19 protein-coding genes and 3 pseudogenes are annotated in these 20,824 nt (G+C 59.9%); 17 read left to right on the top strand and 5 right to left on the bottom strand.

The genetic code is table 11. The features are described 5' to 3' along the window. The first annotated feature begins 28 nt into the window (after nucleotides 1–28). Nucleotides 29–1,045, top strand: a complete 1,017-nt coding sequence (locus tag SB786_RS25950; RefSeq protein WP_410729995.1) for an IS481 family transposase — start codon at nucleotides 29–31, stop codon at nucleotides 1,043–1,045. A 578-nt stretch (nucleotides 1,046–1,623) separates the two neighbouring features. Here the strand turns inward: SB786_RS25950 and SB786_RS25945 are convergent. Then, nucleotides 1,624–2,744 (bottom strand): IS3-like element IS407 family transposase gene (locus tag SB786_RS25945; RefSeq protein ID WP_410729981.1). Its coding sequence is split into 2 segments (ribosomal slippage): nucleotides 1,624–2,498 and nucleotides 2,498–2,744, totalling 1,122 coding nucleotides; the frame shifts between segments, so codons are not numbered across the junction. 189 nt (nucleotides 2,745–2,933) lie between these two features. On the opposite strand from SB786_RS25945, the gene SB786_RS25940 reads away from it, so the two are divergent. The 11 genes from SB786_RS25940 (at nucleotide 2,934) to SB786_RS25890 (ending at nucleotide 14,594) form a co-directional block, all read left to right on the top strand. After that, nucleotides 2,934–3,134, top strand: a complete 201-nt coding sequence (locus tag SB786_RS25940; RefSeq protein ID WP_410729980.1) for a hypothetical protein — start codon at nucleotides 2,934–2,936, stop codon at nucleotides 3,132–3,134. A gap of 24 nt (nucleotides 3,135–3,158) precedes the next feature. Next, complete coding sequence (locus SB786_RS25935; protein ID WP_410729979.1) at nucleotides 3,159–4,499, top strand: CapA family protein; 1,341 nt, start codon at nucleotides 3,159–3,161, stop codon at nucleotides 4,497–4,499. Nucleotides 4,500–4,936: 437 nt separating this feature from the next. Continuing rightward, a complete protein-coding gene (locus tag SB786_RS25930; protein WP_410729994.1) occupies nucleotides 4,937–6,484 on the top strand; it encodes a methyl-accepting chemotaxis protein in 1,548 nt (515 codons plus the stop codon). A 276-nt stretch (nucleotides 6,485–6,760) separates the two neighbouring features. Next, nucleotides 6,761–8,275, top strand: coding sequence for an Nramp family divalent metal transporter (locus tag SB786_RS25925; protein WP_410729978.1), 1,515 nt, complete (start codon nucleotides 6,761–6,763; stop codon nucleotides 8,273–8,275). Between the two features lie 296 nt (nucleotides 8,276–8,571). Further along, the gene (locus SB786_RS25920; protein WP_410729977.1) at nucleotides 8,572–9,732 is read left to right on the top strand and encodes an amidohydrolase family protein; all 1,161 of its coding nucleotides are present in this window, start codon (nucleotides 8,572–8,574) and stop codon (nucleotides 9,730–9,732) included. Next, entirely contained in the window at nucleotides 9,729–10,772 is a 1,044-nt protein-coding gene (locus SB786_RS25915) for an amidohydrolase family protein (protein WP_410729976.1), read from the top strand. Before SB786_RS25920 ends, SB786_RS25915 begins: the two co-directional genes overlap by 4 nt. Nucleotides 10,773–10,800: 28 nt before the next feature. Continuing rightward, on the top strand, nucleotides 10,801–11,226 hold the full coding sequence (locus SB786_RS25910; RefSeq protein WP_410729975.1) for a Rieske (2Fe-2S) protein: 426 nt from the start codon (nucleotides 10,801–10,803) through the stop codon (nucleotides 11,224–11,226). An 89-nt stretch (nucleotides 11,227–11,315) separates the two neighbouring features. Next, entirely contained in the window at nucleotides 11,316–12,275 is a 960-nt protein-coding gene (locus SB786_RS25905; RefSeq protein WP_410729974.1) for a PDR/VanB family oxidoreductase, read from the top strand. Nucleotides 12,276–12,306: 31 nt separating this feature from the next. Beyond that, on the top strand, nucleotides 12,307–13,086 hold the full coding sequence (locus SB786_RS25900; RefSeq protein WP_410729973.1) for a VOC family protein: 780 nt from the start codon (nucleotides 12,307–12,309) through the stop codon (nucleotides 13,084–13,086). Nucleotides 13,087–13,094: 8 nt separating this feature from the next. Further along, a complete protein-coding gene (locus SB786_RS25895; RefSeq protein WP_410729972.1) occupies nucleotides 13,095–14,072 on the top strand; it encodes a peptidyl-alpha-hydroxyglycine alpha-amidating lyase family protein in 978 nt (325 codons plus the stop codon). Nucleotides 14,073–14,090: 18 nt separating this feature from the next. Beyond that, nucleotides 14,091–14,594, top strand: coding sequence for a peroxiredoxin (locus tag SB786_RS25890; RefSeq protein WP_410729971.1), 504 nt, complete (start codon nucleotides 14,091–14,093; stop codon nucleotides 14,592–14,594). A 1-nt stretch (nucleotide 14,595) separates the two neighbouring features. Here SB786_RS25890 and SB786_RS25885 read toward each other — a convergent pair whose 3' ends face one another. Continuing rightward, nucleotides 14,596–15,087 (bottom strand): MarR family winged helix-turn-helix transcriptional regulator, encoded by a 492-nt coding sequence (locus SB786_RS25885; RefSeq protein ID WP_410729970.1) that lies wholly within the window; start codon nucleotides 15,085–15,087, stop codon nucleotides 14,596–14,598. 586 nt (nucleotides 15,088–15,673) lie between these two features. Beyond that, nucleotides 15,674–15,814: pseudogene (locus SB786_RS25880) on the bottom strand (GntR family transcriptional regulator); the annotation flags it as partial. A gap of 276 nt (nucleotides 15,815–16,090) precedes the next feature. Between SB786_RS25880 and SB786_RS25875 the strand changes: the two are divergent. The 4 genes from SB786_RS25875 to SB786_RS25860 all read left to right on the top strand — a co-directional run bounded on the left by SB786_RS25875 (nucleotide 16,091) and on the right by SB786_RS25860 (nucleotide 19,057). Next, nucleotides 16,091–16,315, top strand: a complete 225-nt coding sequence (locus SB786_RS25875; protein ID WP_410729969.1) for a hypothetical protein — start codon at nucleotides 16,091–16,093, stop codon at nucleotides 16,313–16,315. 194 nt (nucleotides 16,316–16,509) lie between these two features. Continuing rightward, on the top strand, nucleotides 16,510–16,968 hold the full coding sequence (locus tag SB786_RS25870; RefSeq protein WP_410729968.1) for an MFS transporter: 459 nt from the start codon (nucleotides 16,510–16,512) through the stop codon (nucleotides 16,966–16,968). 282 nt (nucleotides 16,969–17,250) lie between these two features. Then, nucleotides 17,251–17,541 carry a cysteine hydrolase family protein gene (locus tag SB786_RS25865; protein WP_410729993.1) on the top strand — a complete coding sequence of 97 codons (291 nt, stop codon included), beginning with the start codon at nucleotides 17,251–17,253 and terminating at the stop codon, nucleotides 17,539–17,541. Between the two features lie 271 nt (nucleotides 17,542–17,812). Continuing rightward, complete coding sequence (locus SB786_RS25860; RefSeq protein WP_410729967.1) at nucleotides 17,813–19,057, top strand: MFS transporter; 1,245 nt, start codon at nucleotides 17,813–17,815, stop codon at nucleotides 19,055–19,057. Nucleotides 19,058–19,240: 183 nt separating this feature from the next. Here the strand turns inward: SB786_RS25860 and SB786_RS25855 are convergent. After that, nucleotides 19,241–19,441 (bottom strand): annotated as a pseudogene (locus SB786_RS25855) (ATP-binding protein); the annotation flags it as partial. Nucleotides 19,442–19,445: 4 nt separating this feature from the next. On the opposite strand from SB786_RS25855, the pseudogene SB786_RS25850 reads away from it, so the two are divergent. Then, nucleotides 19,446–19,727 (top strand): annotated as a pseudogene (locus tag SB786_RS25850) (transposase); the annotation flags it as partial. Between the two features lie 151 nt (nucleotides 19,728–19,878). On the opposite strand, the gene SB786_RS25845 reads toward SB786_RS25850, so the two are convergent. Beyond that, complete coding sequence (locus SB786_RS25845; RefSeq protein ID WP_410729966.1) at nucleotides 19,879–20,811, bottom strand: fimbrial protein; 933 nt, start codon at nucleotides 20,809–20,811, stop codon at nucleotides 19,879–19,881. Between the last annotated feature and the right edge of the window lie 13 nt (nucleotides 20,812–20,824).

The raw sequence follows: 20,824 nt of genomic DNA, 5'->3' as shown, positions 1-20,824 counted from the left end.
ATATAGGACGATGGAGCGCGAAATCTCGATGCGATTACGTTGGGTGCACATGTATCACGAGACCGGCAACGCCGGTCTCGTGTGCACGCGTTGCGGCATCTCTAGGCCAACGCTTCGAAAGTGGCTGCGCCGCTACCAGGAGGCGGGAGAGGACGGTCTTCGCTCTCAAAGCCGTCGCCCTCTGACCAGCCCGAATCAAAAGGTATCTGACGCAGATAGGGCAACGATTCTTCGCCTGCGGGCTGAGCGCAAGGGGGCACGGCGGATTCAGAACGAATTGCGTCTGCACGAGCAAAGGGAACTATCCCTCGCGACCATTCATAAGGTTCTTTGCGAAGCGTCCGTGAAGCCGTTGGTTCGCCCCAGCAGGCCGGCACAACCGAGGCGCTACAGTCGTCCGGTTCCCGGAGACCGCGTCCAGATGGACACGATGAAGATTGCGCGGGGCGTCTACCAGTACACGGCCATCGATGACTGTTCACGGTTTCGCGTACTGGCCGTCTACCCCCGAAGAAATGCCCGAAATACGCTGCTTTTCCTTGATCGTGTCATCGAGGAGATGCCGTTTCCGATTCAACGTATCCAGACCGATCGCGGCGGCGAGTTCTTCGCTGAATCTGTGCAGCGGCGCCTGATGAGCGAGTACATCAAGTTCCGGCCAATTCCACCACGCTCGCCGCACCTCAATGGCAAGGTTGAACGCTCGCAGCTTACTGACCTGAACGAGTTCTGGTTCCACCATGCCCCGACAGAGCAGGCAATCGACTTGCGAATCGAAGAGTGGCAGTTCGACTACAACTGGCGTCGGCCACACGGCTCACTCGGTGGAAAGACTCCTGTTGACCGCATCGCGGAGCTGGGTGAAATCACACCTCTCGCGAACGAGGTGGAAAGTGCGTACGACGAGCGGAAAGAGCGAATTCGGCACCGCGAATGGCGAGTCGACAAAATCCTCGGCGAACATCATCGGCGCGCGTCGGAACCCGTGTCTCCTATCGGCGCCACGGGTTCCGACGCGCCAAAGAAACGGCCTTCAAGAAAGTGAAACGATGTCCGTGAATCGCACAGATGATGGCAATCGATGGTAGCCGCGGCAGTTTCTCGGCTTCACGCCGCGACAGCGCGAATACTTGGCGCATGCCATTCGCCGGCGGCTTGTATAACTTACCCGAAACGTCCCGAAGTCGCTGGGTCATCGTGTCTCGCTCGCGCTCCGCTGGCGGTGCTTAACGGCTCTGGTAGTTTTGGCACGCGTTGCGCGACACCGTTCCAACTCTTTGCCAAGCAAATCTATTTCAGCTTGCATGTTAGCGGCTCGTCGTAGAAGCCGTCCGACTTCGTACCAATACGCGTAGCCCAAATCCCCTTCGGCCGTCGCCAGCTCGTGAATCTTGCGGAGGGCAATCTCCAGGTCGATGTGATTGTCTGAATGCATCTTGTACTCCTCCGTAGACTAGCGTTCCGCGACTGAAAGGATTAGAGCGCGCAGGCGAAGCTGATGCGATTTTGGCCCGTACAGCTTGCCGAGGATGCCTGGTATCGCCGCCTCATCTCGCTGCGCAACGCAGCATCACCCTGACCTGCCCCATTCAATAGGGCCAATGGGCTTCTAGCAAAGTCCCTTTAAACCAGCTCCTGGAAAGCGGCAGGAGCATCCGCGGTTGCCCGATGTTTCGCCGCAAACTCTGACGGCGCAAGGTAGTTCAGTGCGCTGTGTGGCCTTTGCTCGTTGTAGTCCTGACGCCATGCCGCGATGACAGCCCGAGCGTGCGCGAGCGTCGTGAACCAGTGCTCGTTAAGGCATTCGTCGCGGAATTTGCCGTTGAACGATTCGATGTACGCATTCTGCGTTGGCTTGCCCGCCTGAATCAACTTCAGCGTGACGCGGTTCGCATACGCCCACTGGTCAAGCGCGCGGCTCGTAAATTCGGATCCCTGGTCTGTTCGCACCGCCTTGGGATAGCCACGGAAGCGAGCTGCACGGTCCAATGCCCGAGCGACATATAAACCTGAGATGCCATGTTCGACGACGATGTCGACAGCCTCTTTCGTGAAGTCGTCGACGACGGTCAGGCACTTCACGCGCCGGCCGTTGGAAAGCGCATCCATCACGAAATCGATTGACCACACCTCGTTGGGTGCGCCCGGCAATGCCAGTTGCTCGCGCTCGATCATTACGCCCTGGCGCTTGCGACGGCGCCGCACAGCCAGCCCTGCCTCACGGTACAGACGATAGATGCGCTTGTGATTGGCGTGCGTGCCTTCGCGTTCCACCAGGGCGTGCAATCGGCGGTAGCCGAATCGACGACGTTCGTGCGCCAACTCCACCAGACGCGCCGCTAGCACCTCATTCTCGTGGTCCGGCTTCGCGTCGTAATGCAGCACGCTGCGAGAAAGCCCGACAAGCCGACAGGCGCGGCGCTCGGAGATGTTGACCTTCTCCCGAATCGCCGACACTGCCTCGCGTTTGGCTTGCGGGCTCAGGGCTTTCCCTTGGCCACGACCTTCAACGCTTCCATATCGAGCATTGCTTCGGCCAGCAGTTTCTTCAGTCGAGCATTCTCCACCTCGAGGTCCTTGAGCCGGCGGGCTTCCGAGACTTCCATGCCGCCGAACTTCGCGCGCCAGGTGTAGAACGACGCGTCACTGAACCCGTGCTTCCTGCACAGTTCCTTGACCGGCATACCGGCCTCGGCTTCCTTCAGAAACCCGATGATTTGCTGTTCCGTAAAGCGCTTCTTCATGTTCGTCTTCTTCTCCGAAAACGGACTTTACTAGACTCCGGCTGGCCATGTTTGCAGGGGGCAGGTCACCAACGATCGCTCCCCTTGACGCGCGCCGCTTGGGCGGTGTGCTTAAGTACATACCCTTACATACGTCGCCAATATATGCAGGCAGACTGACGATATTGGTAAGCAGGGAGACTGATCATCATGACCGCCAGAAAACCGTTCCGTTCGGGCGTCGACACAACGCCCCGTGCTGCGGATGATGCGCTGCGAAACGCCCGAATCGGACGTGACGTACTGTTGTATCCGGTGCGGCATGCACACTACATTCGGCTGGTGATCGGGTTCCTCATAGTCGTGGCAGGCATGCTGGTTATTGTGCTGCACGGGTCCACTCTCAACTGAATGGTAGAAAACGGAGATTTCGTCGTGTCCAGAATTAGCGTCCTTGCCACGGGCGATGCCATGCTCACGCAGCGCATCTCGCCGAATTCAGATGTCGATTTTCTCGCGCTGGTCGACTTGGTCCGAAACACTGACGTGTCGATCACCAACGTCGAGATGGTCTTTCCCGGGCGGGGAAGGATGGCATCTACCACCATGCATGGGATTCCGTGCGGCGTCGAGCCGGAACTCCTGTCGGAATTCGAGTGGCTCGGCATTAATATTTACGGCATGGGTCACAACCATGCGACCGACTTTGGCGTATCGGGGCTCGTGTCGTCGATGGAAGCGTTGGAGGCTCGTGGTCTGACTTATGCCGGCGTGGGCAGAACGCTGCAGGAAGCACGCGCTCCCCGCTATTTCAGTGCGCCAGGCTGTCGAGTTGCGTACATTGCAGCGGGCTCGAGCAACGCCCGTCTGTGCCTTGCTGCGGACCCGAGTGTCGGTGATATCGGACGGCCCGGCACTGCTCCGCTGCGTGTGCAAAAAACGCACTACATCCGCAAGGAGCGGTTCCACGAGTTGCGCGAAATTCTCGCCGAGGCGGGCGTCAACGTGGCGTCGAGTGGCACGACCGCGCCCGGCATTCACTTTCCCTACCCGGACAAGAACATTTACGACGGACCTCCCCCGGGTGGCTTCGCAGTCGAGGGCGTCAATTTCGCGCCGGCCGACGACTCGCGCGTGCAGACGGACGTGCTGGAGCGCGACGCGGATGCGATCATCGCTTCGGTGAAGGAAGCGTCGCGCCAGGCGGACCTTGTTTTCGTTGGGCTTCATTGCCACGAAGGCATTCAAGGGCGCTGGAATACCGAGGTGCCTGCCGAATTTTTGCAGCCGCTCGCGCATCAATTGATCGATGCCGGCGCGCATGGTGTGTTCGCCCATGGTCCGCACATGCTGCGCGGCGTCGAGCTCTATGCTGGAAGGCCCATCTGCTATTCGCTTGGCAATTTCATCTTCAACGTCGAGACTTTTTCGTCTTTCCCACTTGAAGTATATGAGCAACAGGGAATGCCTCTCACTTCGACGCCTGCGGATCTGTTCGACGTGGTGACTGGCTACAAAAAGCAACCGCTATTCTGGGAATCAGTTGTAGCTCGGTTCACTTTTGAGGATGGCGTGCTGGCCGATAGTGCGCTCTATCCCATCACGCTTGGGCGGGATGCGCCGAGGAGTCGTCGCGGTTGCCCTGAATTGGCTCGTGGCGAAGACGGCGCGCGTATTCTGCGGCGCCTTGATGACCTTTCAAAGCCTTTCGGAGCCGGACTGGATATTGTCCGCGACGGTGAGCGGTATGTCGGGAAAATCAAGTCTCGGAATTGATGTTATGCATGCGTCAGCTGGCGACGGTTGGATGAAATTTACGATGTTGTTGCACTCGTAACGTGCTTCGCGCGCGTAGGAGCACCTTCTGACCGGTGCCCCTGTCCAACCGTACGCGGTTGGCCCGAACTAAGGGAGACGAATATACGGTTCGGCAACGCGTGACTTCATAACACCTAGCAATGCATAAATATATGCCATGGTTGGGACTACCTTGCTCAATCCTCCAGCATTCGTGACAGCTTCCGATACGACATTAATGTTATGTGAATGCTGTGCCACGGAATTGCTAAGGCCGGTGCATTACCTTCGCGGACTCTGTCTCGGGCGATGGGTTCGATATATCGAAGGCAGATGAGCGGATGAAGAAGGTTGACGTCAACATGGCAGCACATGCGTTTGCGCCACAGGGAAGGACGGCCCTCACGATGCCAAAAATGACATTGAATCAAAAGCTCAGCTCGATGATGGCTGTGTTGTGGATTGGCTTGGTGCTGATCGCGGTAGCAGGAGTTTGGCAATACCGCGCCGCGCTAATCCAGGACCGGCGCGACCAGTTAAAAACAGTTGTCCAACAGGCGGGAAGCGTCGTCAAGCATTATTACGGGCTCGTACAGAAAAATGCGATGAGCGAAGACGAGGCGAGGCGGAGGGCACTTGAGGCGCTTTCAATCATGCGCTATGGCAAGGACGGGTACCTGACGGTCAATGATTCTCGACCCGTTATGCTCATGCACCCGTTCGCGCCAGCCCTGGTTGGTAGGGATCAGTCCAGCTTCGCTGATCCTACCGGCAAGCATTTTTTTCAAGAACTCGTCAAGGTCAGCACTGAAGATGGCGGAGGCTTTGTTGACTATGTCTGGTACAAGCCGGGTAGCGGCCGGGATACGCCAGTGCAAAAAACCTCCTATGCATTGCGGTTCGGACCGTGGGACATGATTATGGTCACCGGCATGTATATGGACGACGTGAACGCAGAATTTGTAACCGCGCTTATCAGATGGACAGTTATCACAGGTGTGCTAGGGCTAATCGCCAGCGTTGCAATGCTTCTTGTACTTCGTAGCGTTCGACGCGGACTCGGCGGGGGACTTGAGTCGGCGATCGAGACAGCGCATCGTATCTCACAAGGTGATCTAACGGCTGACGTGTCGATAAGCAAGGATGGGGCGGGCAGTCTTATGCACGCGCTTGCATTGATGCAAGCGGGATTGGCGGACTCCGTCGCGCGTATCCGATCTAGCGCTGAGAATATCAACGTTGGAGCCAACGAAATCGCCGCCGGCAATATGGATCTTTCGCAACGCACAGAGGAACAAGCGGCGGCATTGGTGCAAACAGCGTCCAGCATGGATCAGATGACGACCAACGTGAGGCTAAATGCCGATAGCGCTGAACAAGCCGCCACGCTGGCTGGGCAGGCAGCAGAAGTCGCGACACGCGGGAGTTCAGTGGTCAGCGATGTCGTGCGGACGATGGGCGAAATCGCGGCCAGCTCAGAGAAAATCGGCGACATCATTGGCGTAATTGATGGCATCGCGTTCCAGACCAATATTCTCGCGCTTAATGCCGCCGTAGAAGCAGCTCGGGCAGGTGAGCAAGGCCGCGGATTCGCTGTCGTGGCGTCGGAAGTGCGGAGTCTTGCACAGCGCTCGGCGATGGCCGCCAAAGAGATCAAGGCGCTTATCGAATCTTCAGCAAACACGGTTGAGCAAGGCGCCGCGCTTGTTGGGAGCGCGGGTGAGACCATGGGTGAGATAGTGATATCAGTGCAACGGGTTAGCGAGATTCTGACGGAAATCAGCTATGCGTCAAAGGAGCAGAGTGCAGGCATTGAGCAAGTGAACCGGGCAGTCAGCGAGATGGACAAGGTGACGCAGCAAAATGCCGCACTTGTGGAAGAAGCTGCCGCTGCGACTCAATCGTTGAAAGATCAGGCCGGCGCGCTCCGCGAAGCAATCTCGGGATTTGCGCTTCCCATCTGATGGCGTTTCCGCGAGCCATTCTGTGGCGCCCGAAAGACCGGGAACTCACATTACCAATAGCTGCAGCATCCGCGCAGCTTGGCTCGTCACGTTTGACCGCAGAGCTCAATTGAACTTAACAGCGCTAACTTACCGGAAGACGCCGATAGGGCTTCTTCGAGTACAAATACGGCCGCCCACGCGTTGTGGATATCGATTATGCCAAACCAATCAGATAGAGAAGTATCGGTAGCAAGTGGAATGCTCAGACAGCGTTCCTTCCGACGAAGTACTGGTATGAACACGATGCATATTCCTGCACTTCTCTGCGAACGTTCCGGCCCCTGCACATTCGCGCTACGGGGGCAGAGTATGAGCGAGCTGACAAAGTCGACGAATTTCAAGGAAACAAGCGGTTGGGGAGGTAATGACCCGCATCGCGACCTCGTCTGCACCGCTGTAGGGTCACGCGACCCGATCAGCGCTGGCAGTAAGCAAATTCATCAAGCTTATTGCGTCTCAAGCGGCGGCGGAAGCGGACCCGGCGACGACCCGCCAGGCGGCTCTCCCCGAGGGCGGGGACGATGGTTCAGTTTTCTGGGTGCTGGCGCGATAGTGGCGGTCGGCTACATGGATCCGGGTAACTGGGCAACGGCGCTCGGTAGCGGGGCGAAATATGGATATCAACTGTTGAGCGTTGTGCTTCTGGCAAGCTTGATGGGTCTGCTGCTTCAATGGGTAGCGTCGAGAGTCGGTGTTGTGACGGGATTTGATCTTGCGCAGTTGTGCCGTGTGCGCTATAGCCGCCACATCGCTCTGTTTCTGTGGATTACCTGTGAGATAGCAATTATCGCTTGCGACGTGGCCGAGGTCGTCGGTAGTGCTGTGGCATTGCAACTCTTGCTCGGCGTCTCGCTTACGGTTGGCGTGATCATGTCCGGGGCTGGAACGTTCGTGTTGCTTGCGTTGCAAAACAATGGGCAACGTCCTCTGCAAGTCGTCATCACAACGCTTATCTTTTTCGTCAGTTTTTGTTTTGTCGTCGAACTCGCACTTGCTAACCCGTCGTGGAGCGATGCGCTCGTAGGTCTCGCGCCGTCTGCGGCGCTCTTACGGGACGCGGGCATGGTGTGGTTCGCCGCCGGTATCCTAGGCGCGACCGTGATGCCGCACAACCTCTATCTCCATTCTGCCCTTGTAAAGAATTACGCTCCGGGCAGTGATGATCAGGCAGTGGCTGACGCGATGAGAGGCGTGAATATCGATACATTCGGTTCGCTCGGACTGGCCTTTGTCGTGAATGCGTCTCTTTTGATCGTAGCCGCCGCGGTGTTTCATGCTAATGGTCATTTCGACGTTAATGATCTCTCTGATGCTCACCGTCTGATCGCGCCCCTTGTCGGGAGCAATTGGGCCAGCATCATGTTCGCTGCGGCATTGCTCGCTTGCGGATTGAATGCGACAGTCACGGGTACCCTAGCGGGGCAAGCGGTGATGGAGGGCTTTCTCCAGTTAAAAAGTGCACGGTGGATCCGTGCGCTGCTAACCCGAACCCTTGCTATCGGGCCAGCATTGCTTGCTGTCGCTGCATTCGGCGAGCACGGCTCGAACCAATTGCTGATCGCCAGCCAGGTGGTGCTGAGTATCCAGTTGCCGCTGGCCGTCATTCCGCTCGTCCGGTTTGCGTCGGACGCGGAATTGATGGGGCGCTTTCGCGTCGAGCGTATTCCACTTGCGCTGGCATGGCTGTGTGCCGGAGTAATTGTGGCGCTAAACGCGGCACTGCTCTGGCAACTGGTGACAGGCTTCTAATGCGCCGGCTGGCAGTAGCCAACTGCCGAACCATTGACTCCGAGGTATCCAACGAGCGCATTGAGACTTCGCAAGCCACTTAGCATTCCTGCATATCTGAAGGGCATATGCAAGGGAATTCACCTGAGTTCCGTCAAGTGCCGATGAGCCGGTAAAGCCCCGCCGAACATGGTTTTCCGGCCGCCATCAAACTGTTGACATATCTGAAATAGACAGGCAGACTGAATATATCGACAGTGACAAAAAGTCGAGAAGATCCATCATGACGAGACCCCACATTGTCGGGAGGAAACACTATGACGACGGCAATACTTGAACGTCCGGAAGTGCCGGACACCCAGATCGAACACGTTGAGATCAAGGTGATCGATACCGACGTCCACGTCGAACCGAAATCGTTCGAAGAACTGATTCCCTATCTGGACGCGCGATGGCGCGACATGCCGAACCTGATCGACAGCGTACCGTTCAGCCGGTCGACGTACAAAACGCTCGAGGGCGGCGGCCGCAAAGATGCGTATCCGAAAATGGGCGACATCGGCTCGGATCCGGAAATGGTCGACCAGCAGATGTTTGTCGACGATCCGACGGACTATGCGATCCTGCTGCCGTGGAGCTTTCGCGGCTTCACGACCGACCCGAAGCTGGACACGGCGCTGGCAGGTGCGGTTAACCGCTGGCTCGCCGACACTTGGCTGACGAAGTACAACGCGGAAAACCGCTACGTCGGCTCGATCTCGATCTCGGTCGACGACCCGATCGGTTCCGCAACGGAAATCGACAAGTGGGGTGGTCATCCGGGCTTTCGCCAAGTGATGATCGGCCATCACGGCCCGCGTCCGTTCGGCCACCCGATGTACGACCCGATCTGGGAAGCGGCCGCGCGCCACAACCTGCCGATCGGAATGCACTTCCGCGGCGGCGCGACCCAGCCGCTCGGCTGGACGTCGACCGGTCCGCTGCAGTACTTCGTCGAATACCACTCGCTGATCGCGCCGATGGCCTACGCGGCCCACCTCGGGAGCTGGATCTGCAACGGTGTGTTCGACCGCCATCCGAACATGAAGGTGGCGTTCATCGAAGGCGGTTTCCTGTGGTACCAGCCGTTCATCGACCGTTTGCATCGTCACTGGAAGCAGACCGCGCAGGAACTCGGGCTGAAGAAGACGCCGAACGAGTACGTGCGCGATCACTGCCGGTTTGCCACGCAGCCGATCGAGGAGAATACCGATCCGCGAAAGATCGCCGCGCTGTACGAAGAGGCGAATGCGTTCGATCTTGTGATGTTCTCGAGTGATTACCCCCACTACGATTACGACCCACCGAGCAAGGCACTGCCGCGTTCGATTGGCGGCGAACTGAAAAAACGAATCATGTCTGAAAACGCGCGACTGATCTACGATTTGCCGAAGACGAGACCAGTTGACCGCTTCGACTTGGCAGGAGGTGCACGATGATCATCGATTGCGCTATCCATCCGGTTCTGGAGAATGACGAGTTCAACCGCGCGGTCGGCGCGCCGTGGAATCTGCTCAAGCTGCCGCCGCTGTTCGGCGAGAAGTACCGCGCGCCATTCGACCAGTTGTCGGTGCCAGTCGATCAGGCATCAAGCCCGGCCGCATTCGCTGAGCGCCTTCGCCGTACGGGTATCGATTATGCGGTGCTGAGCCCGACCACGCGCGGTTACTGGCCGAACCCCCAACAAGCGACGGCCGTGGCGCGCGCCGCGAACACGCTGCTCGCTGAAAAGTGGTTGAACGCCCCCGAAGCGGACGGCCGCTTTCTCGGCTCGATTCGCATCGCGCTGAACGATACCGACACGGCGCTGCGCGAGATCGACCGCTGGGCCGACGATGATCGTTTCGTGCAGCTCGTCCTGCCGGCTCGGGCGCTCGCGACCTACGGCGAGCAGCGTTTTTTCCCGATCTGGCGCGCGGCGGCCGAGCGCGGCCTGGTCGTATTCGTGCACGACGACTTCGCGACGCTCGTCGAACCGCCTCCGACGCAGGTCGGATTTCCTAGCTACTTCGCGGAAAGCCACGCGCTCCGACCGATTTCGTCGATTGTGCACCTGACGAGTTTCATCGTCGCCGGTGTGTTCGAGCGCCTGCCGGAACTGCGTGTGGTGTTCGGCGACCTCAGCGTGCACGCCGCGCGTTCGCTGGTGATCCGCACCGACAAAGACTGGCAGTCGGACCGCGTCGAGGTGCCGTGGGTCAGCAAAGATCCGACGACGTACCTGGAGCAGTACGTGCGCTTCGTGACGCAGGCTGAGGACGAGATTTCGCCTCACAGCAAGATCGAGGCGGGCACGATCGGCGGCGACAACGCCTCGCTCGTCGTGTACGGCAGCCGTTATCCGTACTGGGACGGCGTGGACACGAAGGACGTGTTCCCGACGTGGTCTGAGCTGAACCGCACGCGCTGCCTCGCAGATAACGCGGCGCAGTTCTATCCGCGCATCGCGTCGCGTGTGTTGGCCGAGCAGGGCGATTGACCAGTCAGCATCGAACAGGAGACAGAAAATGCGGTATGTAGTGGGTGCAGTGGCGGACCTGCCACCCGGAGCGTCGACGATCGTCTACCCGGAAAAGGTGAAGAGCGGGATCGGCGTCTTCAACGTCGATGGTGAGTTCTTCGCATTGAAAAACACCTGCCCGCACATGGGCGGCCCGCTTTGCAAGGGCCGCGTGCGCGGGACATCGGAGGCCGAGCTGCCGCCCGGCGGTCTGCCTGAGATGCACTGGGTGCGTGACGGTGAAGTGGTCGCGTGTCCGTGGCATCACTGGGAGTTCGAGATCAAGACCGGTCGGACGATCTTCGAGTCGCGGCTAAAGGTGCGCAGCTATCCAGTGTCGATCGAATCGCCCGAGGAGCTGGAGCGTCTGAGAGCTGGCGTCGAAACCGTGCCGGTTTCCGTCGAGGGCGCTGCGGTAGTACTGGAGATCTGATCCGTCAGCAGGGTAAAACGCGAGTGTTTCGCGACGGGCGGGTTTCGGCGCCGAGTGGCGGAATCCGTCCATTAATCAGGAATCTGAACATGTCCGAGTGCGATTTCGAACTGGTGATCACCCGCAAGGAGGTGGTGGCGGACGGTATTCATTGTCTTACGTTCGCGCGCAAGGACGGCGCAGAACTCCCCAGCTGGGAGCCGGGCGCGCACGTCGACCTCCATTTCGCTTCGAATGGCGCGGAGTACGTGCGCCAGTATTCGCTGTGCGGTCCGATCGAGGACCGGCGTCACTGGCAGGTCGCGGTGCGCCGCGCAGTCGATGGGCGCGGTGGATCTGCCCATATTCACGATGCGTTCGCCGAGGGTGACACGATTCGTGTATCGGCGCCGCGCAACAACTTTCCGCTCGTGGCGGCGACGCGCTATCTGTTCGTCGCGGGCGGTATCGGCATCACGCCGATCCGGCCGATGATCGCCGACGTGTCCGCACGGGGCGCCGATTGGCGTCTCGTGTACTGCGGCCGGTCGCGTAAATCGATGGCTTTTGTCGACAGCCTGCTCGCCTTCGGCGGGGGCCGGGTTCAGGTTCACGAGAGCGATGCTCGCGGACGGTTCAATCTGGCGGCGCTCATCAAGGCGGCGGATCCGCAGACGGTGCTCTATTGCTGCGGACCCGAGCCGATGCTGGCTTCGATCGATGAGCACTGCGCGTCGTGGCCGCCGGAGCGCGTTCATTACGAACAATTTTCCGCACGTGCGTATGGCTCCACCGACGCGAATACCGAATTCGAAGTCGAGTTCGTGCGTTCGGGCCTTGTGGTGAGCGTGCCGGCAGACAGATCCATCCTCGACATAGCGGGGGAGCACGGCGTGAACATCGCCTCGTCGTGCGAGGAAGGCGTGTGCGGCTCGTGCGAGACAAAGGTGATCTCTGGCACACCGGACCATCGCGACTCGGTGCTCAGCGCGAAAGAGCGCGCGGCGGATAAGACCATGATGGTATGCGTTTCCCGGTCGTGTTCGGCACGGCTCGTTCTCGATGCATAGCGGCATATTGGAAATCAAGGAGACTTTAGCGATGGCTGAACTGAAAACGGAAGCAGGCGAATCGTCGGACGTCCCGGAGTTGCCGCGCCACCGCCGGGTTTTGCAGGAGTCGGGGCCGGCGGTCGGCCGCATCAGGGGCATCAACCACCTTGTGCTATTTACGCACGACATGAACGCGGGCGTGCGATTCTACCGCGACGTGCTCGGCATGCGTGTCGTGCGGACCATGCGGTTCACCACTACCGGAAAGGGGCTGCAGACGGCCGCCCAGCATTCGAGCGGCCTGGCGGTCACAGAACCGGACCTGTCGCCGATCGCCGTCACGCTGTCCGTTCGCCAGGTGTTCTTCGAGATGCGCAGCGGCGAGCTGTTCTCGCTTTATGAGACGTCTGGCGTCACCGAGCGGCCGCCCGCGCCGATCAGTTCCGTGCTGTGGCCGAGCGGTGTGAAGGCCCGCTGGAGCCGGCCGGTCGAGCCGCAGAAGCTCGATCACCTGTCGTTCGACGTGGGCAGTCACGCCGACGTTGTATGGTTCCGCGAACACCTGCTGTCCGAAGGCATCGAGGTGTCCGACGTTTCGGAGCGGCGCGGCGCGAACAACTCGCACCGGTTCATCTCATCGATCTATTTCGCAGACCCGAGCGGCAACCCGCTTGAGATCTCGTCGTTCGACGCAGCCGATCCGGCTTGGCAGACGTATGACTTCTCGGACTGGCTGATGGACGAAAACCCGGTTTCCGCCCTGCTCGACGAGAGCGTGGAACCGGTTCATACGCTCGTTCCCCACTGGGCGCGCCCGGGGCGAACGTGAGCGTGACTATGACCTTCGACGAAGTCGCCGGCTGGGGCGAGGACGCGTGGATGGGAGACGTTACTGGCGTCGCGGTTGATTCGCGCGATCGCGTGTACGTGCTGCGGCGCGGCGATGATCCCGTTACCGTGCTGAGCCCCGACGGCACGATTGTCGATCGTTGGGGGAGTGGCCGGTTCTCCAACCGTCCGCACCTCATTTCCATCGGCGACGACGATACGGTTTACGTCGCCGACGACGGCGCCCATCGGGTCTTCATTTTCGAGCCGACGGGTCGTCTGCTGGAAGTGATCGGCACCGGCGAACCCTCGAAAACGGGCTACGACGACAGCGGACAAGGTGCCGAGGCCGCGCTCGACGGGATGCGGGGCGGGCCGCCGTTCAATCGACCGACCAAGGTGGCGCCGGGCCGCGACGGAGATCTGTTCGTCAGCGACGGCTACCGCAACTGTCGGGTGCACCGGTTCTCCGCGGACCGCCGGTTGCTGCGGTCGTGGGGTGGGCCCGGCGCTGGCGACGGCTGTTTCGTCATTCCGCACAGCGTCGTGACCGACCGCGAAGGTCGCGTGATGGTGTGCGACCGCGAGAACGACCGAATCCAGATTTTCTCCTTTGACGGTGAACTGCTGGATGTGTGGAACGACGTTCGACGGCCGACCGATATCGCCTTCGACCGGCAAGGCAGGGTGTACGTGACCGAACTCCCGCGCGGCCCGGCGGACCTGAAGTCGTGGCGGCTCGGCAGGGCGGAAAAGGAGTGGCCCGGGCGGGTGACGATACGCATGTCGGATGGTTCGATCGTTGGCGGAGTGCCTTCGCAAGGCGTCGCATTTCCCGCCGCGCACGCGATTGCGATCGATTCGAAAGGCGCGGTTTACGTATCGCAGGTGCCGGAGTCGTTCGCCGGTTACAGCGGCAGGCAATATTCGGTACAGCGCTGTCTGCACAAGTTCGAACCGCGCCTGCACGATGCTCAGGCTTACTGACCAGCGAAAGGAAACAGCATGATCAAGGTAGGCGACACGTTGCCGGATGCGCGTGTTTTCGAATTCATCGAGGAGGCGGCCGGAGGCTGCTCATTTGGTCCGATGGATTTCCGGGTACGAAAGCGCGTTGCCAATAAACGGGTGGTGATCTTCGGGTTGCCCGGGGCGTTTACGCGGACGTGCTCTGCGAAGCACCTGCCGGGTTATGTCGACGCGGCGCCGCAGTTATTCGCGGCGGGAATCGATGAGATTTGGTGCGTGTCGGTGAACGACGCGTTCGTGTTGAACGCGTGGGGACGGGATCTTCAGGCGACGGGCAAGGTGAAAATGGTCTCGGACGGCAACGCGGATTTCACGCGGGCGCTCGGACTGGAGCAGGAATTGGGCGCGCTCGGCATGGGCAAGCGCAGCCAGCGTTACGCGATGGTGGTGGACGACGGCGTCGTCACGCTGGTCAACGTCGACGCGCCGGGCAAGTTCGAGGTCAGTGGCGCTGAGCACCTGCTGGAGGCGCTGCGCTAATCTATTCCCGGTTGTGAATGATCCGCTGGATTAGGCCGAGACCACGATGCAGTTCCTCGCGCTCTTTATCAGTTAGCTGTTCCAGGATCACGGAGGTCAGCCAGTCCTCCCGTTCCGCGAAGATGTTCTGCAGCGTTTTAGTGCCTTTGCGCGTCAGCTGGATCAGCGTGGTCCTGCCGTCGGTCGGGTGCGGCTTGCGTCCGACGAGGCCTGCCTTTTCGAGTGCCTGGACCGTGAGCGACATCGATTGCGGGCGCACGCGCTCGGCTGCCGCGAGGTCGTTCGTGCTCATCGCGCCTTTGCGTTGCAGATGACCCAGTACGGTGAGCTGCGAGAGCGGGGGACCCGATTCGATCCGGATCAGCCTCGCACCTCGGCCCAGGGTTTCGCGAAGCTCGAATGCGAGTTCGGCGACGGAAGCTAACTCTGCAACGGAATCTCGATCGACGTTCATAGTGGAAGGGACTGACTTTAGGCCGTGAATACTGGCCATGAATGCGGCGCGTCCGTGCGCAGCGAGGTTAACGGCATCAATGTAACACACGCACTGCTGGCTCCTTCGCGTGGGCCGCGTCGCTCACGAAATCACGATGCCGCGCGCATAGTTCGTCGTTCCGCGCTCAGGGGTGCCAGCGATCGGTCGCGCGCCGCGCTGAGATGCTGCTTCGTCAGCTCGATCGCCCGATCGACCTATCCGTTGCGAAGTGCGTGCAGTACCGCTCGATGCTCAGTGCTCGGCGTCGATCTCGATCCAGCGAACGCGACGCAGGCGCGCCATGCAATCGGCCATTGCCCGACTGATGAATTCGTTCGCGAGACCGCCGATCGACAGGTGAAATCGGAGGCCAGCACTGTCCCGTTGCTCGGGTTCCGGTCCGTACGCACGGCGTCGAGGATGGCTTCCATTTCCGCCAGCTCGGCGGCGCTCACCGCGGGTCCGCCCAGCTCGGTGCCGCTACTTCGAGCACTTCGCGATAGACGAACAGCAGCCCGACCTCGTCAAGAGCGATCGGTGGCACGATCGAGGACCGGCCGTTGCGGGCGACCCGCCCCCATGTCTCATGTCTGAATAACAGGGCGCGGACGGAGGTCCGCGACATCTGGAGCTGCATCGCGAGGCGGCGTTCCTTAAGGCGCTCCCCCGGGCCGGCATCTATGTCCAGAATCAGTTTTTTCAGTTCGGTATACCTATTTGTCTTCCCATACCGGGATTTGCGCAACTTGATGGAATCTGAGAGTCACCCAGACTCGCAGCGCGATCTCGCGGTCTGCTTCTTCGGATAATTTTCCACCGTCTTCGCGATGACGCTGGGTCTGCCATTTCTGAGGGACTATGTCGAGCAGCAGCTCGGGTGAAAGTCCACGCATCGATCGTGCAGTGGGCGGCCATCGCGTACGCGCCAACTTCCTGGCGGCGGGTCTTGTCGCGCCGCTCTGGGGTCGGTCGGGCGATCGCTATGGACGCACGCCGATGCTAGTCCGCGGGAGCGCTCGGCATGGCGCTGCCGATGCCGCCGATGCGGCTCGCGACGAACATCGAGCGGTTCGCCGATCTGCCGTTGCCGGCCGGAATCGCGGGTAATTGTTCGTCGGGCGCGACGATCATGGCCGCCGTTAAGACGCCACTGCATCGCGTGGCATCGGCGCTCGGCGTGCTCGCCTCCGGCGTGATGGCCGGGAACTTGCTCGGCTCGCTGGCCGGGGTGCGTTGCCGGCGTTAATCGGCATCCGCGCGGCGTTCTGGATGGCCGGCGCGCTGATCTTTATCGGCTCCGTAGCAACGGCTGTCCTGCTCCGGGCGCTGCGCGAAGTCGCCGGCGTCGGCGGCCGCCACAAACGGCGGTTGTTCAGATACTGAACATGGGCGTCGTGCTAACAAGGCTTGGCAGCGGCCTGTAGTTGATGGTCGCAAAAAATGTCGATCGAGTCGATCATCACCGTGCATTTCGCGACGGCGATTCATGGTGCCGAACACAGCAGTGCTTATATCATCCGAGCGGCGCGATTCGTGAGGGCGGCTGGTGCGCTAGGCGGCATCGTTTCGGCGCCGCAGATCGGGAAGACTTCCGATCGCGTCGCCCATTCGACGGTGATTATTCTTGCGCTCGAGTCCGCCGGCCTATTGCTAGTCCCGCAGGCGTTCGTGACGAACCAGTGGCAACTTATTGGGCGGCGCTTCGTCATGGGACTCGCGCTTGGCGGGCTTTTCCCGTGCATTGCAGCGGTGATCCGGCACGATGTGCCCGATGAATTAGTCGGGACTGTCAAGGGCTACTCGCTGGCCCCGCAATTTAACGGGCAGGTGGCCGGGCCGCTCATTGGCGCCAGATCGGCATGGGGACGGTGTTCATGCGAACCTGTTTTCTGCTGCTGATGGGCGCCGGCTGCAACTGGAGAGCCGTTGCCTTTCCGGCGGCCAACTAGCGCGTTCTTATTACTCGACTCGACTAACAGGATTTTCACGGCCTCTTCTCGACGATTTCGTCGCGCCGGCCGCGGCGGCCGACGTACTGACGATTCACGTTGTTGTAACCTTCCGGCCCCGTTATCCGGAGATAAGCCCACGCAACAAGCTGTTTTCGCAACTGACGGATAGCGGCCTCGTTACGTCCGGTGGTGACGGCGCAAGGATTCACCAAACCTCACGCCGCGCGATCTGGAGCCCGGCATTGCCAAGCATCGCGTTGGCGCCTTCACGGGCACCGATCCGGAACGGCTGCTGCGCACGAACGGTATCACGACGCTCGTTCTTGCCGGCGTGATGACCAGCCTCGTCGTGCTGTGCATCGTCCAGACGGCTTTTGATGGCGATTACGAATTGGTGGTGGCAAGCGATGGCTGCACCGATCCAGACGAACAGGTCCACACGGTTGTGATCGAGGAAGTGCCTTCACAACAAGCGACGATTGCATCGACCGTAGAGATGGCAGGCGCTTTGAAGCAGTAAGAGATTCCACCCGTACCTGGTCGCACGCGACCCGCAATAGAAGGCGCCACAAAAGGGCGGTTCGGTCGGGCAGACCTCCCGTCGCCGCAATTTAAGTAGATTCCCTAGCATACGCACCGAAAATATACAGGCAGACTGATCGCAGCATAAACAGGCTAACTGAATATCAGTGACGGACGTCCGTCACAGACAGCGCCTGCCGCGCGTGCGCGGAAGAACAAATGATCCGAAGCAGTTGATTCGGCCGACAACACATCCGGAGACGCTTGAAATGAGTGACCCTGCAGTAACGAAAAGAATCGAGTCCGCGCTGGTCGATCTGTCAGCCCATGTCTTGACACGCGCGGGCATCATCGCGGCGTTGCCCGTCCTTGCGATCGTCCTTGTTGGCATCGCGGGGCATGCGACTTCTTCACTCAAGCCGCTCGTGATTCAAGCGTTCGTCCAGTCTGTCGGCTTCGACAAGGCGACTTCTGGCTATCTGCTGACCGCCGAAATGATCTCGACGAGCGCCGGCAGTATTTTGGCCACGGCGTTTCCGTTCGCACTGCGCCGCCGATCGTACCTGTTTTTTGCGCTCACTCTGCTGATGGTCGCGAATCTGGCCAGTATGGCATTCAAGAACGATCCCAGCGTCATGCTCTATGGGCTGCGCTGTCTCTCCGGCCTGGGCGCAGGTTTTGGTCTGGGGCGCCTCGGCATCCTGATTGCTCTGTCGGGGCGGCCTGGCAAAACTGCGGCGCTGTACTCGACCAGTACCCAGCTTTACGGCGCCGCGGCCGCCTTCTCGATGCCGTTCATCGACAGATTTTGCGGCGGGAATTCGATTTTCGTGATTCTCGCCGGAACGGTTCCGCTCGCGCTCGTGTTGATCGCATGGGTTCCAGAAAGCCACGAAAAGGTCGCGAAGAAAAAAGCGATAGTGGCCGTGAACGAGCGGCAATTGGGGCTGGGCGAAAAAGCGATTCTCGCAGTGACGTTCGGCGTGTTCTATCTCGGCGTGGGGACGTTCTGGCCGTTTATTTCGGTCTTAGGGGAGACCGCGGCAATCAGCCACACGCAGATGTCCGCCGTGCTCGGCTGGTCGGCCATTGCGAGTGCGGTGGGGTCCGCGATGGCGGTCTTCGCTGGCGATCGCAAAGGATCGGCGCCAATCATCACGCTGTTTTTTGTCGCACTGTGTCTCGCAGTGTTGATGCAGATTTTTGTGCCCCGATCGGTGCTGGTTTTCGTTTCGTCCTCGCTGTTGTTCGCATTTGCGTACTGGGTCATAAATCCGATGATCCTCGGCGTGATGTCGAAGCTCGATACGACGGGGCAGATGAATGGCGTCTATTATATCGTCGCTGTCGGTGGAATTTCGTTGGGACCAGCGCTGGCCGGCTGGATATTGACGCATGCTAGCGACCGCTTCTCGAGTGCCGAATTCCTTCGGATTGCGAGTGTGGTGCTGCTTGCCGTTTCTTCGACGATTCAGGTTTATTACGCGTACCGCGCGCGGCACGTGCCTGACTAAGCAGGGCGGCTTAGACGTGGGACCGCCGCGTGAAGCGTCGATAGATCTCCCGCGCTGGCCTCCAGACTTCAGTGCGGATTTCGGTGATGGTGATCGCATTTCGGCGAACGCGATCAGTTTGGAAGGGGGTGTTTCGCGATCAATGGATCATGGCGAAGGTGATCACAATCAAGATGCGAAGGACTACTTGGCGTTAGTCTTTCGCATCGATTCGCCTTTCAACGGCATCTTGTGGGCTAGATGGACGAGCCGATCTAGGATCGCGTCGGCGAGCGACGGATCCTGCAGGCGCGCATGCCAGTGTTCGAGCGGTTGTTGACTCGTAATAATCGTGGAGCGCGTTCCGACGCGATCATCGAGCACTTCGAGCAAGTCGTTTCGGGCACCCAATGTCGTCTGCGCGATGCTCGAGCAGTGGTGTACCAACGTAATGCGCTCCAAGGTCGAACCCATGAAGGAGGTCGCACGAGTGGTCCGCAAACACTTCGACGGCATCGTCGCCTGGACCCAGACGCGTCAAACCAACGGCTTACTGGAAGCGCTCAACGGCGTGTTTCAGGCCGCCAAACGACGCGCACGCGGTTACGCTAACCTCACCACCATGCGTACCGTGCTGTTCCTGATCGCCGGCAAGCTCGACTTCGCTTCGATCGACCCGCATGCCACATAACCTACTCAAAACCTAACAGAGCCTTGTATCTTGATATTATTTTCGTTCAGTCGATCGGATCGGCTATTCCAGCATCCAACTCGTCAATCCTAGTCGACACCGTCATCTCGAAAATGGTGCCGCGCACGAAGCCGCGCCACGCCGTCAGGCGTCACTGATAGTCCAGCAGCACGGTCATCGCGCCATTCACGGTGCCTGGCTTGATCGTCGCGTCGGTCTTGATGTAGGCCGCCTGCATCGGGATCGCATACGAACCGCCCGTCGTCTTGCTGTAGTCGTCCACCTTGATGGAAGTATCGAAGGCCGCGGGCACGCCCTTGTCGTCGGCAACCCGGATCTTCACGCCGCTTGCGGTCGAATCCGTCGTGAGCGGCAATACGCCCGGCGCGTTCGCGATTGCGCCGCCACGCGGCGAGAGCGTGTAGCCTATTCGGTTGTATCCCCTTGGGCAATTGTTGATGCGGATCTGGAAACTCTGTGAGCCGACCGTCGAACCGACGCCGCCGAATTTGTTCAACGAGACGTTGGGCAACTTCACGGTCTGGGCCGGCACCGAGCAGGTGCCGTCGATCGGCTTGACCGTCCCCAGCATGAAAACCAAGTCGTGGAAGCGGTAGTCGCGGACGGGATTCCAGAAGTGGATATCGAAATAGGATCCCTTTTTATCCAACGAGCCGCCTGTGATCGTCCTGCCGTCGGCGAGCAACTGCACCTCGAGCGGTTGCGTCATTTTGATCGCCCCGCCGGGCAAGCGCCCGTTTTCATAGGCCTGGCCATTGATCAGCAGACGCGCCGACACACCCGACACGGTCGTGGGAACCGTCGGGTCTCTCGTGTAGGGCCATCCAGAGTTGTAAATGTCCGTCATCAAGTACTCCTCCGCATCAATATCTGTGATGTAGGCCCGTGCGAGCACGGTCCCGGTCGGCGCGTTCTTCGGGACCGCAACCTCCCCTCTGAATACATATCTAAAGGCCCACGCGGACGGCGTTGCCGTGCCGGCTGCCGCCAAAGCAAGCAGCACCATCATGCGTCGCGCACGCACACGGCCTACGCGCGTCGCATCGTTTATCGTCATCGTCATCTCACTTCCTCTT

Origin of the sequence: Burkholderia sp. SIMBA_062, from assembly GCF_046534765.1 — a bacterium.
Taxonomy (GTDB): domain Bacteria; phylum Pseudomonadota; class Gammaproteobacteria; order Burkholderiales; family Burkholderiaceae; genus Burkholderia; species Burkholderia ambifaria.
The sequence above is the reverse complement of the archived record's forward strand: the minus strand, read 5'-3'. Positions and strand labels throughout refer to the sequence as shown.

Excerpts from the sequence above, each read along its gene's own strand:
- SB786_RS25950 (WP_410729995.1), top strand. The coding sequence starts at position 29 with ATGCGATTACGTTGGGTGCACATGTATCACGAGACCGGCAACGCCGGT.
- SB786_RS25940 (WP_410729980.1), top strand. The coding sequence starts at position 2,934 with ATGACCGCCAGAAAACCGTTCCGTTCGGGCGTCGACACAACGCCCCGT.
- SB786_RS25930 (WP_410729994.1), top strand. The coding sequence starts at position 4,937 with ATGACATTGAATCAAAAGCTCAGCTCGATGATGGCTGTGTTGTGGATT.
- SB786_RS25925 (WP_410729978.1), top strand. The coding sequence starts at position 6,761 with ATGAACACGATGCATATTCCTGCACTTCTCTGCGAACGTTCCGGCCCC.
- SB786_RS25920 (WP_410729977.1), top strand. The coding sequence starts at position 8,572 with ATGACGACGGCAATACTTGAACGTCCGGAAGTGCCGGACACCCAGATC.
- SB786_RS25915 (WP_410729976.1), top strand. The coding sequence starts at position 9,729 with ATGATCATCGATTGCGCTATCCATCCGGTTCTGGAGAATGACGAGTTC.
- SB786_RS25910 (WP_410729975.1), top strand. The coding sequence starts at position 10,801 with ATGCGGTATGTAGTGGGTGCAGTGGCGGACCTGCCACCCGGAGCGTCG.
- SB786_RS25905 (WP_410729974.1), top strand. The coding sequence starts at position 11,316 with ATGTCCGAGTGCGATTTCGAACTGGTGATCACCCGCAAGGAGGTGGTG.
- SB786_RS25900 (WP_410729973.1), top strand. The coding sequence starts at position 12,307 with ATGGCTGAACTGAAAACGGAAGCAGGCGAATCGTCGGACGTCCCGGAG.
- SB786_RS25895 (WP_410729972.1), top strand. The coding sequence starts at position 13,095 with ATGACCTTCGACGAAGTCGCCGGCTGGGGCGAGGACGCGTGGATGGGA.
- SB786_RS25890 (WP_410729971.1), top strand. The coding sequence starts at position 14,091 with ATGATCAAGGTAGGCGACACGTTGCCGGATGCGCGTGTTTTCGAATTC.
- SB786_RS25885 (WP_410729970.1), bottom strand. The coding sequence starts at position 15,087 with ATGGCCAGTATTCACGGCCTAAAGTCAGTCCCTTCCACTATGAACGTC.
- SB786_RS25875 (WP_410729969.1), top strand. The coding sequence starts at position 16,091 with ATGGCGCTGCCGATGCCGCCGATGCGGCTCGCGACGAACATCGAGCGG.
- SB786_RS25870 (WP_410729968.1), top strand. The coding sequence starts at position 16,510 with ATGTCGATCGAGTCGATCATCACCGTGCATTTCGCGACGGCGATTCAT.
- SB786_RS25860 (WP_410729967.1), top strand. The coding sequence starts at position 17,813 with ATGAGTGACCCTGCAGTAACGAAAAGAATCGAGTCCGCGCTGGTCGAT.
- SB786_RS25845 (WP_410729966.1), bottom strand. The coding sequence starts at position 20,811 with ATGACGATGACGATAAACGATGCGACGCGCGTAGGCCGTGTGCGTGCG.